Source organism: Gordonia sp. NPDC003422 (assembly GCF_053588675.1).
Map to the genome: position 1 here is coordinate 46,781 of NZ_JBSFQL010000001.1, position 13,254 is coordinate 60,034.

Annotated in this window: 1 protein-coding gene (running past both ends of the window); it reads right to left on the reverse strand. The window is 69.6% G+C overall.

This entire window lies inside a single protein-coding gene on the reverse strand: locus ACWDTF_RS00110, encoding a non-ribosomal peptide synthase/polyketide synthase. The 37,971-nt coding sequence extends 19,125 nt beyond the window's left edge and 5,592 nt beyond its right edge, so the window shows coding positions 5,593–18,846 — codons 1,865 (complete) to 6,282 (complete); reading right to left, the first codon wholly in view occupies positions 13,252–13,254. Both codon boundaries (start and stop) fall beyond the window edges.

Sequence of the window (13,254 nt, forward strand, 5' to 3'; positions counted from 1 at the left end):
CCGCGTCGCCCAGACCGTGGTCTCCGACGGCCCGTAGAAGTTGAAGAGCCGGCGACCGCGGGCAACCCATCGGGACACCAGTTCGGGCGGGCAGGCCTCACCGGCGGTGGCCAGCGTCCGCACCGCAGGCGCGCGGTCGGGATCGACAGTGGCCAGCACCGACGGTGTGATGACGAGGTCGGTCACCTCGTCGCGTTCGAGGATCTCCGCCAGAGCGTCGCCCGCATAATCGGATTGCGGTGCGATGACCAGGGTGTGCCCGGCCGCGATGGCCCAGATCATCTCGAAGAACGCGGCGTCGAAACTCGGTGACGCGACGTGCAGGATGCGGGTGTCCGGATCGTCGTCGCGCGCGCCGGTGACCGCGCGGTGAGCAGCCACGAGATCGGCGATGCCCGCGTTGGCCACACCCACCGCCTTGGGCCGGCCGGTTGAGCCCGACGTGTAGATCAGGTAGGCGAGGTTGGCGAGTCGGACCGACCCACGACGCTCCTCCGCTCGCAGTTGCGCGCCGTCGTGCTCGGCATCGAGCAGATCGTCGAGGGCGAGCCACTCACAACCCGAGTCGCCCAGCCGTTCTCGCGTACCGGCATCGGTGATCCCGACTCGCGCACCGGAATCGGAAAGCATGTAGGCGATGCGGTCGTCGGGGTAGGCCGGGTCGATCGGGAGGTAGGCGGCGCCGGACTTGATGACGCCCCACACCGCAACCACCGAGACGATGGAGCGTTCGAGCCCGACCGCGACCACGTCGTCGGGCGAGACGCCGCGCGCGATCAGTGCGCGGGCAACCCGATTGGTGCGGGCTTCGAACTCCGCGTAGTCGATGGTGTCGCCGGCGCAGATGAGCGCCGGATGGGTGGGGTCGAGGTCGCGTTCGGCCAGGATCGAGACCAGGGTGCCGGCTTCCGACGTACCGCCGCGGGCGGTGACGCGGCGCTCATCGCTCGGGCGCACCGTTGCCGGACCGGCGGAGCCGACGATGTCGATGTCGCCCACCGCGATCGCCGGGTCGGTGACCATCGCGACGATCACCCGCAACCACACGTCGGCGAGGCGCCGGATCGTCGGCTCGTCGAACAGTGCCGTCGCGTAGGAGAATTCGACGTCGACCGTCTCACCCTCGTGCACGCTGACGGTGAGGTCGACCTTCTCCTCCGCGACATCGAGGTCCACCGGCTCCACCACCACACCGGCGGCCGCGAGGTCGATGGGGCCGCCCGTGTCGAGGTCGCCGACGGTATGTGTCAGCGCGATCTGGAACAGCGGTGCGTGTGCGGTCGATCGCTGCGGCGCAAGCCTTTCCACGAGCTGCTCGAAGTGGACGTCGGCGTGGGCGAACGCATCGACGTCGATCGAGCGTATCCCGGCGAGCAGCTCGGCGACGGGCATATTCGGGTCGATCTCGGTCCGCAGGATCAGGGTGTTGACGAACATCCCGACGAGATCGGCGAGGGCGACGTCGTCGCGGCCGGCGATGGGAGCACCGATCACCACATCGGTGGTCGCCGCGAGTCGGGCGACGGTCACCGCCAGTGCCGCATGCCATCCCATGAAGGCGGTCGCACCTTCACGTGTCACCACCTCCCGCAGGCCGGTGACGAGTTCGGGGTCCACCGTGATCCGCAAACGGCCCGCCGCCGGATCGAGGACGGCAGGACGCGGTCGGTCCATCGGCAGATCGGTCACGGCCGGAAGCCCGGCGAGATGGTCTGTCCAGTAGGCGAGTTGCCGCCCGAGTTCGCTGTGCGGGTCGGTGACGTCGCCCAGCTCGGTCAGCTGCCACAACGCGTAATCCGCGTACTGCACGTCCAATTCCGGCAGCACCGGCCCGCTGCGGTCGGGGTCGGCGACACGAGCTGCGTAGGCGGTGAGGAGATCGCGTAGGAAAACCCCGGTCGATTGGCCGTCGAAGGCGATGTGGTGCAGCACGATGAGCACGTCGAGGTGATCGTCCACGCCTGCCTGCACATCGTCGGCCGCGTGTACCCGGACCCGTAGCGGGAGCTCGGATGCCACGTCGAACCCGCCGGTCGCCGCGTCGAGAAGGGCCTGACGTGAGCCAACCTGGACCCAATCGAGCTGTGCCCGCGCATCGTCGGCGTCGAGGATGTCCTGGTAGGGACCGGAGTCGTCGGACGGGTAGCGGGTGCGCAGCACCTCGTGACGGGCGACGACATCGCCCACTGCCATGCGCAGGATGTCGAGGTCGACCTCACCACGAAGCCGCACCGGCAGCGGGATGTTGTAGGCACTCGACGACACGTCGAACTGGTTCAGGAACCACATGCGACGCTGGGTCGCCGACAGCGGGATCCGAGCCGGCCGCGGCCGAGCGGTCAGCGGCGAACTCGACACCGCGGCAGCGTCGTCGAGCAGCGCGGCGAGTTCGCGGACCGACGGCGCGTCGAAGATGTCGCGGACCGACAGCTGTCGTCGGAGGCGGTCGCGCAACTGTGCGGCGACCTTGGTCGCCGACAACGAACTGCCACCCAGTTCGAAGTACGATGTGGTGACATCCACCGCAGGTACCGACAGCTCGTTCGAGAAGACCTCGGCGACAACGGCTTCCATCTCACCCACGGGTTCGGCGCGCGGACCGTCGGCGACGAGGACCGGTGCGGGCAACGCCCGCTTGTTCACCTTCCCCGACGGCAGCAGCGGCAGTCGCTGCAGATGGGTGAAGCTCGCCGGCACCATGTAGTCGGGCATCGTGCGGCGCAGCGCGGCCCGCAGATCCGCGGTGTCGATCTCGCTTGCACCCGAGTAGTAGGCGGCCAGCGACGTCGCGACCGAACCGCCGACGCCGACGACCACCGCGGCATCGACCCCGTCGATGCCGCCGAGCGCCGATTCGATCTCCCCCAGCTCGATACGCAGACCACGAAGCTTCACCTGGTCGTCGGCACGCCCGGCGTATTCGAGGACGTATCCGTCGGACTCGGTGGACCGCCAGCGCACCAGGTCCCCGGTGCGGTACATTCGCTCGCCCGGCGAACCGAACGGGTTGGCGACGAACCGTTCGGAGGTCAGCGCCATCCGACGCACGTATCCGCGGGCCAGCGCCGGGCCCGCCGCATATAGTTCACCGACGGCACCGACGGCCACCGGGTTGAGCCGCGCGTTGAGCACCAGCAGTTGGACTCCCGGCAGCGGCGTGCCGAGCCGCACCGGTTCTCCGACCTTCAGGGGTTCGCTGATCGTCACCGCCACCGACGCCTCGGTCGGCCCGTATCCGTTGAACATCGGTACGCGCGAGGCCCATTCGTCGCGCAGCGACGCCGAGAGCGCCTCGCCGCCGGTCAGCAACGCGCGCCATGTCCCGGCGGGCACCGGGTCCATGGTGGCCAGGACACTCGGGGTCAGGAAGACGTGCGTGAGTCGTGAGCGCAGCAGGAACTCCCGCAGCTCCGGCCCGCCGATCATCTCCTCCGGGCGGATCACCACGGTGCCGCCGCCGAGGAGGCCGAGCAGCAGTTCCAGCACAGACGCGTCGAAACTCGGTGAGGCGAAGTGCAATACGCGACTGTGCTCGTCGGCGCCGGCCCGCGCGAAGGCCGCCACGCCGTAGTTGCGCACACCGCGATGGGTCACGGCGACGCCCTTGGGGAGGCCCGTGGTGCCCGAGGTGTAGATGACGTAGGCGATGTCCTTGCCCAGGATGGGCCGCACCCGTTCGGCGTTCTGGATGGGGCCGGAAGCGAATGCCTGCCAGAGGTTCTCGGTGTCCGGGTCGTCGATCGTCAGCCACCTCATCGCACCCGCCGCGGGTAGGTCGGGGGCGGCGGAGGTGGTGAGACCGATCAGCGCCCGCGAATCGGTCACGATGTGCACGATGCGGTCCTGCGGATAGGCGGGATCGACCGGGACGTATCCGGCCCCGGACTTGATCACCGCGATCATCGCGGTGACCTCCTCGATGCTGCGCGGCATGCCGATCGCCACCAAGGTGTCCGGTCCGGCGCCCTGCGACATCAGGAACCGTGCCAACTGCGATGCTCGTTGGTCGAGTTCGCGATAGGTGATGCGACGCTCGCCCGATTCGATCGCGATGGCATCGCCCCGAATGCCGGCGACCGTGCTCATCGAGCCGGCGATCGTGCCCGCCCCCGCTCCCGGGCCGGTGGTGGCCGGTACGAGTTCGGCGCGCGCGACCGGGTCGAGGACCTCGACGGAGCCGATCGCCATGTCCGGGTGACGGACCAGCGCGCCGAGCATCCGGACGTAGAGGTCGGCGAATCGGCCGATGGTCTCCGGTTCGTACAGATCGGTCGCGTAGGTGATCCGGCCCCGCACATCCGTGGAGAGGTCGGCGGCATCGAGGGTGACCGCAAGATCGACGCGGGACACCGAGACGCCCACATCGTAGGATTCCACCACCACGCCGGCGTCGTCGAGTGCGGCGACGGCCGCGGTGTCCGACACCTCACCGAAGGACAGCAGGATCTGGGTGAGCGGTGCGGCGGCCTCGGTCCGGGGCGGATTCAGCGCCTCCACAACCGATTCGAAGGGTACATCGGCGTGAGCGAAGGCGTCGAGATCGGTGGTGCGCACCGTGTCGAGCAGGGTCGCGAACCGTTCGTCGCCCGCAACGTCGGTACGCAGCACCAGGGTGTTGACGAACATGCCGATCAGATCGTCGATCTCGGCCCGTCCACGCCCGGCGATGGGTGTGCCGATAGCGATGTCGCTCTCCCCCGACACGGTGGCCAGTGCGGCGGCCAGCGCGGCGTGAGCGATCATGAACGGTGTCATGGCGCGCGCCCGCGCCAATTCCGCGACGGCGGTGGTGATGTCGGCGGGGATCGTGAATCCGAGGTCGGCCCCGGCGCCGGACGCGACCGGAGGGCGTGGGCGGTCGGTCGGCACCTCGACGATGTCGGGCAGGCCGGCGAGTTGTCCACGCCAGTAATCCAATTGACCGGCGACCGTCGAGTTCACCGCGTCGATCGAGCCCAGGTGCTGTTGCTGCCACAGTGCGTAGTCCGCGACCTGAACGGGCAGGTCGGGAAAGTCTGGTTGCCCACCGGCGACCCGGGCGCGGTAGGCCGCGATCAGGTCACCGACCAAGGGACGCAACGACTCTCCGTCTGCGGCAATGTGGTGCAGGGCCACCAGCACCACCGTCGAATCGGCGTCCGGGGACCACAACCGGACCCGGATGGGCAGGTCCGCGGTGACGTCGAAGCCCGCGGTGGCGGCAGCGTAAAGAGCTTCCGCGCTGTCGACGACGGCCCAGTTCAGTGCGGCGCGCGCCGCCTCTACCGCGGTGACCTGCTGCTGCGGCACACCGTTCACCTCGGGGAAGACGGTGCGCAGCACCTCGTGCCGAGCCATCACGTCGCCCACGGCGGCGCGCAGTGCGTCGGAATCGACGGGCCCGACCAGGCGCAACGCGAGCGGCAGGTTGTAGGCGGGCGAATCGGGATCGAAGCGGTTGATGAACCACATGCGCTGCTGGGCGAAGGTCAGCGGTATCGGGGTCGGCCGTGGCCGTACCGGCACCACCGGAGGCACTGCGGCAGAGTCGGATTCACCGATCCGCGCAACCAGCGACCGCACTGTCGGCGCGTCGAACAGGTCGCGGACGCTGACCTCGGTGTCCAGCGCCGACGACAACCGGGCCACCGCCCGCGTCGCCGACAGCGAGGTGCCGCCGAGTAGGAAGAAGGACTCGGTGACGCCGACCCGGTCGACACCGAGGACCTCGGCGAACACCGCCGCGGCTGTTTCCTCCGCGGCGGAGGACGGAGCGACGTAGGCGTCCGTATGCATGGGTGCCGGTGCGGGCAGAGCAGCGCGATCGAGCTTGCCGACCGGAGTCAGCGGAAGTTCGGCAATGGCGGTGATGCTCGCGGGAACCATGTGTCCCGGCAGTCGTGTTGCGAGTCGTTCCGCCATGGCGGCGGCGTCGAAATCGTCCGTCGTGTGCCCGTAGCCCACCGGGACCACGTATGCGGCCAATGCGCTGACCACCCCGACACCGGTGGGCACGAGTTCGCCGTCCGCGTCGAGTCCGACCACGACTGCGGCTGCCACACCGACGTCGTCGGCCAGCGCCGCTTCGATCTCGCCGAGCTCGATGCGCAGACCACGCATCTTGATCTGGTCGTCGTTGCGGCCGGCGTAGGAGACCACCGGACGGCCGTCACCGGCCGGCACCCAGCGCACGACGTCGCCGGTCCGGTACATCCGATCACCGGGTGCACCAAAAGGATTCGCGACGAAACGATCGGCGGTCAGACCGGGCCGGTCGAGGTAGCCGCGCGACAGTCCGCGTCCGGCGACGTAGAGTTCGCCGCGGAAGCCCCACGGTACCGGGCGCAGCCGGTCGTCGAGGACGAGCAGGTCGACACCGTCGATCGGACCGCCGGTCGTCATCTTCTCGCCGAGGACCATCGGGCCGCTGATGGTGATGCCGATGGTGGTCTCGGTGGGGCCGTACAGGTTCTGCAGGCGATGTCCGGCGGCCACCCACTGATCGCGAAGTACCTCCGGTACCGCCTCACCGCCGACGTAGAGGGTCTTCAGCGAGGGCCACGCGCCCGGTTCCAGCGACGCGAGCACAGAGGGCGTGAGGAAGCCGTGTGTGATGGCCTCGCGCGTGATCAACTCGGCGAGTTCGGTTCCGCCGACGGCCGTCGACGACCGATACACGAGTCGTCCACCGGACAGGGTGGCCAGCAGGTACTCGAGCACGGAGGCATCGAAACTCGGCGACGCGAATCCCAGCACGTGCGCACCGGAGCCGGCCTGCAGGTCGGCACGGCGCATTTCCTCGATCCCGAAGTTGCGCAGGCCACGGTGGGACACAACCACACCCTTGGGCCGCCCGGTGGATCCGGAGGTGTAGATGATGTAGGCGGTGTTCTCGACCAGGGTGGTCGGCAGTTCGGTTGCGGACAAGGCCGTATCGGAGTGGCCGCGGACCTCGTCGAGGAACTCTGGCGAATCGACACGCAGCCACTGCCATCCGCGATCGGGGAGTTCGCCCGCCGACCTCCGGGTCAGTCCGATGCTCGCCCCGGAGTCCTCGATCATATGCGCGACGCGTTGTGCGGGGTACTCCGGATCGATGGGTACGTAACCGGCGCCGGTCTTGGCGACCGCCCAGATCGCGGTCAGGAGATCGATCGACCGCGGCAATGCCAGGGCGACAAGGACCTCTGGCCCCACTCCGCGGTCGAGAAGGTACCGCGCCAGTCGATTCGACGCCGCGTCGAGTGCGCGATAGGTCAGCGACGACCCTTCGGCGACGACAGCGACCGCGTCGCCGAATCTCGTTGCCGAGTCGGCGAAGATCTCACGCAGCAGCACCGGGGCGTGCCCGGGTTCCCGGCCCACCGGGGTCAGGTCACCGACGTCGCGCCCACCGCCGGGTGGGAGTTCGCCGACCGTGCCGGCAGAACCGTCGACGACCGCGGTCAGCACGGCTGCGACGGTCTCGAGGATCGATCGGGCCACCGTCGCGTCGAAGGCGGCCGGCAGGTACTTCAGATTCAGCGAGACGTCCTCGCCCGCCGACGGATCACCGGGCGAACGAACCGGTGCGGCGACCAGGGTCAACGGGTAGTGGGTGGCGTCCGAGAACTGCACTCCGGCGATGTCGACTCCGATGGCCGCTCCCGTACCGGACACCGCGTCGGCATCGACCGGATAGGACTCGTACACGGTCAGCGTGTCGAAGAGTTCCTGTTGGCCGACACTCGATGCGATGGCGGGCAACGTCAGGTGCTGGTGATCGAGCACGGCGGTCTTGACGGCGGCCAGGCCGGCGACGGCCGTGAGGACGGTGTCGTCGTCATCGAGAGTGAGTGCCACCGGGACGGTGTTGATGAACAGGCCGACCATCTGCTCGACCCCGGTTATCTCTGCGGGTCGTCCCGACACCGTCTCACCGAACACCACGGTTGCACTGCCGGTGAGGCGGGAAAGCACCACACCCCAGGCGAATTGGATGATGGTCGGCACGGTCAGTTCGTGTTCCCGCACGAACCGCTCCAGGGCCACCGCGGTCGTCGGCCCCAGGAGATGGCTGATCTCAAGCGCGGGTTGCCCGGCCGTCGGCATCTCACCGCGCCCGACCAGCGTCGGTCCCGTGACATCGGCGAGAACAGTGCGCCACGCCGCGATGCCGGCCTCGACGTCGCGGTCGGCCACCCACGTCAGATAGTCGCCGTAGTCACGGTCGGGAACCGGAAGTCGTCCGTTGTCGTGGTAGGCCGCAAAGAGGCCCGCGAGCAGCAGCGGTGACGACCATCCGTCGGCGATGAGGTGATGGTTGGTCACCACCAGTCGATATCGGGCCCCGGGCAGCGTGACCAGTACGAATCGAACCAGCGGCGGCGCGGACAGATCGAAACTCGTGCGCTGCTCCGCCGCGGCGATCCCGTCGGCACGACGCTGCGCCTGATCGACCGGGAGATCGGCGAGATCCGCGGTACGCCAGCCTGGTTCGGCCTCGGGAACGACGACGGCGAGGCCGTGTCCCTCGTCGGTACGCAGAAAGCCGGAGCGCAACGCGCCGTGCGCGGACACCAGCGCCGCGGCGGCGGCATGCATCCGTTCCGCATCGAGGTCACCCGAGAGCTCGATCACCGCCTGCATCACATACGGGTCGATCACCTCGTCGTCGGATGTGGCCGTGTCGGGCGCGGCCGCGCCGGGTGCGAGTCGTCCGATCAGCTCGGTCTGGAAGAACAACCCCTGCTGCAGGGGCGAGAGAGCCCACAGCCCCGCACCCGGGTATCGCGCGATCACCGCGTCGATCTCGTTCTGCGACAACTCGGTTCCCGGAATATCCGACGGGCTCGGGCCCGGATCGCCGACGGCTTGGACGTGCTCGGCCACCTCCGCGAGTACATCGCCGATCTCGGTGCCCAGGGCGGACAGCGCCGCGGTGTCGAGCACCGCCGGCGCCGCGGCGAGGTCGATGTCGAATCGTCGGCCCGCTGCTGATGTCCCGGCGCCGACGGTGTTGATGTTCCCGATGGTGTTGATGTTCACGGTCAGCGCCGGTGCGTTCATCGCGCCGCGGACCGACCCAGGCAGGCGTGGCGCGTCGGCGACCGGCGCGTAGGCGACGTCCTCGGCATTCGCGGCTGCCGAAGCGGTGTGCGGTCCGGGGCGCGACGCCGCACCCGCCCCGAGATAGTTGAACACGATCGGCGGCAGCGGCAACCGCGCCAACGGCGAGTCCGCCAGATTCCAGCGCAGCGCCCCGAAGGCGATCCCGTCGTCGGGACGCCCGGCCAGCGCCTCCTTCACGGCCTTGACCGCCGCGGACACGCCCGCGCCGAGCTCGTCGAGCGGCACGGACACCGGTGACACGCTGGTGAACCACCCGACGCTGCGCGACAGGTCGGCGCCCGGGGCGATCGATTCCTCGCGCCCATGGCCCTCGATCAGGACCGCGATCGCTTGGGCCCCGAGATTCGTTGTCCCGGTGTGCCGTCGAGCCACAGCGACCATCAGAGCGGCGAGCAGGACGTCGTCGACGCCGGTGCGGTAGGCGGCGGCCACGTCACGCAGGATCGCCTCGGTGACGGCTGGGTCGACGGCGGTCACGACGCTCGCCACCTCCGCCACCCGCGCCGCCGGTGCGTCACCCCACACCGGCGAGGCCGGAAGGTGACTGCGCCACAGCGGAATCTCGGCGATCCGGGTGGCCGCCAGGTCGGTCAGCACGCGCGCCCACCGTCGCATCGACGTGCTCGACTCCGACAGTTCGACCGGCAGTCCGCTGCGCAATTGTGCTGCGGCCGTTGCCAGATCGGTCACTACGATGCGCCACGACACCGCGTCGACGACTGCGTGGTGTGCGGTGAGGACCAGACGACCCGATCCATCGGCCGTGCGGACGGCGACGGCGGCGACCATGACGCCGGCGGCGGGATCGAGGGCCTCGAGCGCGTCGCGGTGGGCACGGCGCAGCTCGTCGTCGAAACGCTCGGTTCCGATGGCCGACTCGACGGTGCGGAACCGGAGGAGGCGACGTGGATCGCTCGGTGCACCGGCGACCATCCGCCACGAGCCGCCATCGCGCGTGAGCGCCCCGGCGAGGATCGGATGTCGGGCCAGCACCGCGGTCAGTGCGGTCCTCACGTCGGCGTCGCTGATCCGGGCCGGCAGCGTCAGGACCATGGCCTGCGAGTAGTCGGCGAAAGCTGCGGCGTCAACCGAGTTCTCGAGCATCCACGCGATGGTTGGCGTGATGTCCACGTCGCCCATCGCACCGCCGGGCAGTTCGGCGAGCACCGCGGCACCGGCCGAGGCGGCCGCGGCGGCCAGGCCGCGCACGGTGCGACGTTCGAAGATATCGCGCGGGGCCAACGCGAAACCGGCACCGCGCAGCAGGGAGGACAACTGGATCGACATGATCGAGTCACCGCCGAGCGAGAAGAACGAGTCGGTGGCACCGACCTGCTCCACGCCCAGCACCGCCGCGACCAGTTCCGCGATCCGGGCTTCGACCGCACCCACCGGTGCGACGAACTCGGTGCCCGTGCGCGCCGACGCGAAGTCGGGTTCGGGCAGCGAACGTCGGTCGAGCTTGCCGGCCGAGTTCAACGGCACCGTCGAGAGCACCGTCCACACGGTCGGACGCATGTACTCGGGAAGCGCTTGCGCGACCGCGTCTTTCGCGGATTCCAGGTCGACGGCGGGACCGGCGAGATAGGCCACGAGGTGCTCGCCGCCCGCAGGCGCGATGGCCACGGTCGCCGCGGCGTGCACCACCGAGTCGACGGCGGCGAGCACCGACTCGATCTCGCCCAACTCGATCCGCTGGCCGCGCAGCTTCACCTGAAAATCGGTGCGGCCCAGGTATTCGAGTTCACCGTCGCGATTGCGGGCCACCAGATCGCCGGTCCGGTAGAGACGCTCCCCCGGACGGCCGAACGGGTCGGCGACGAACCGGTCGGCGGTGAGATCCGGACGGCCGGCATAGCCGCGGGCGATCTGCACACCACCCAGATACAGTTCGCCGGGCACTCCGTCGCCGACCGGCCGCAACCGCGAATCCAGCACGTAGGTCGCGGTGTTCCAGATGGGGTGGCCGATCGGCACCGTGCGCCCGACGATGGCCAGGTCCGCGTGGCTGACCTCCACGGCGGCCTCGGTCGGTCCGAAGAGGTCGTGCAGCCCGGCATCGGGCCAGATGGCACGGGTGCGTCGGGCCACCGCGGGTGGCAGCGCCTCGCCGGAGGCGAACACATACCGGATTCCGGTGAGCGCGCGCAGACGCGTCTCGTCGACGACGTCGAGGAACACCGACAACATCGAGGGCACGAAGTGCACCGATGTGACGTTGCGGCGAAGCAGCGCATCGACGAGGTATTCGGGATCGGTGTGACCGCCGTCGGCGGCTACGAACATCCGCGCGCCGCCCAGCACAGGTGCGAACAGCTCGGGCACCGACACGTCGAATGTGTTGGGCGTCTTGAGGATCACCGTGTCCGACGACGTCAGCCCGAAGGTGTCCAGCCCCCACCGCAGCCGATTGAGCACCGAGGCCTGAGATACCGTGACGCCCTTGGGATTACCCGTGGAGCCGGAGGTGAAGATGGTGTAGGCGGCATTGGCCGGAGTCAGCTGCCCGGTCCGCTCCCCCGGTTGTAGCGGCGCGCCGAGCGCATCGGGGATGCCGACGTCGAGATCGACACTCACCCGCGGGGTGCCGCGCCCGGCCACTGCCGCGGGGATCTCACCGGACACCAGCACGACCGCGGCGGCTGCCGTGTCGAGGATGTAGTCGGCGCGGTCGGCCGGCGCCGCGGGGTCGACCGGCACATACTGGCCACCGGCGGCGAGGATCGCATGGATCGCGACGACCATCGCCGCACTGCGCGGCATGCACACGGCGACCGCGACCTCGGGTCCGACGCCGTAGCCGATCAGCATCCGCGCGTAATAGGCGACGAGCGCGGCGAATTCGGCGTTCGTGAGAATCCGCTCGCCGTCCGCGTCGTCGGCGACGAGCGCGATCTGATCCGGTCGGGCGGCCAGCGTGCCGGCCAGCGCGTCGGGAAGCGTCTGGTCCGGCAACGGCACCGACGGACCGACGGCCCGGCGCACGGCCTCCTCGGTTCCGTCTGCGCCCAGCAGGTCGATGTCGGCGAGCACCGCGACGGCCGGGTCGGCGTCGGCGACTGCAGCCAGTCCGGCCAGCACGCGTTCGAAGCCCCGCGCGAAACCCGCTGCGGTGTCGGCGTCGAACAGGTCGGTCGCGAACACCACCGAGCCGCTCACCCCTGTCGACGGCCCGTCGTCGCGGACCCCGAAGGTCAGATCGAACTTCGCCGAATCGGCGCCCGGATCGCGCGGCGTGACGCGCAGACCGGCGACGTCGAACGCCGGCATCGGCGCCGACACGAACACCAGCAGCGTCTGGGCCAGCGGCTCGAAGGAATCCGACCGCACGGGATCGACGGCCTCGACGACCTGCTCGAAGGGCACACCGGCATGGTCGAAGGCCGCGAGGTCGGTGTCCCGAACACCGGCGAGGGTCGCGTCGACGGTGTCCGCCGGGGCGAGTTCGGTTCGCAGGACCAGGGTGTTGACGAACATTCCGACGAGGTCGTCGAGTTCGGCCTGTCCGCGGCCGGCGACCGGGGTCGCGACGGCGATGTCGGTGGTACCCGACAGTCGGGCGAGCAAGGACGCGACCGCCGCGTGCACCACCATGAACAGCGACATCGACGACCGATCGGCCAACCGCACGAGTGCGTCGCGAGTAGGACCGTCGACGGCGAAGTCGATGCTCGCGCTTCGGTACGAGGCGGCCTCGGGGCGTGGCCGGTCCATGGGCAGGTCGAGCACCTCGGGCACACCGGCCAATGCCCGACGCCAGAACTCGAGCTGACGGCTGCGGGCCGAGTCGGGGTCGTCGGCCGATCCGAGGGCGCGCTCCTGCCAGAGCGCGTAGTCGGCGTACTGCAGCGGCAGCGGACTCCACGACGGTGTCGTCCCGGCGACACGGGCCTGGTAGGCCGCGATGAGGTCACGTGCGAGCACCGGACCCGACTCGCCGTCGGCCGCGACGTGATGCACCACGATCACCAGCACCGAGGTTTCGATACCCGTGCGGATCAGACGCACCCGGAGTGGGAGTTCGCGGGCGACGTCGAAGCCGCGATCCAGTGTCTGCGCCACGACTGCCTGCGCCGAGGTGGCGTCGATGTCGACGACTTCCCAATCGGTCTGCCCCGCAAAGTGTTCGGCGATCGACTGATACGGCGCGCCGTCGACGTCGGA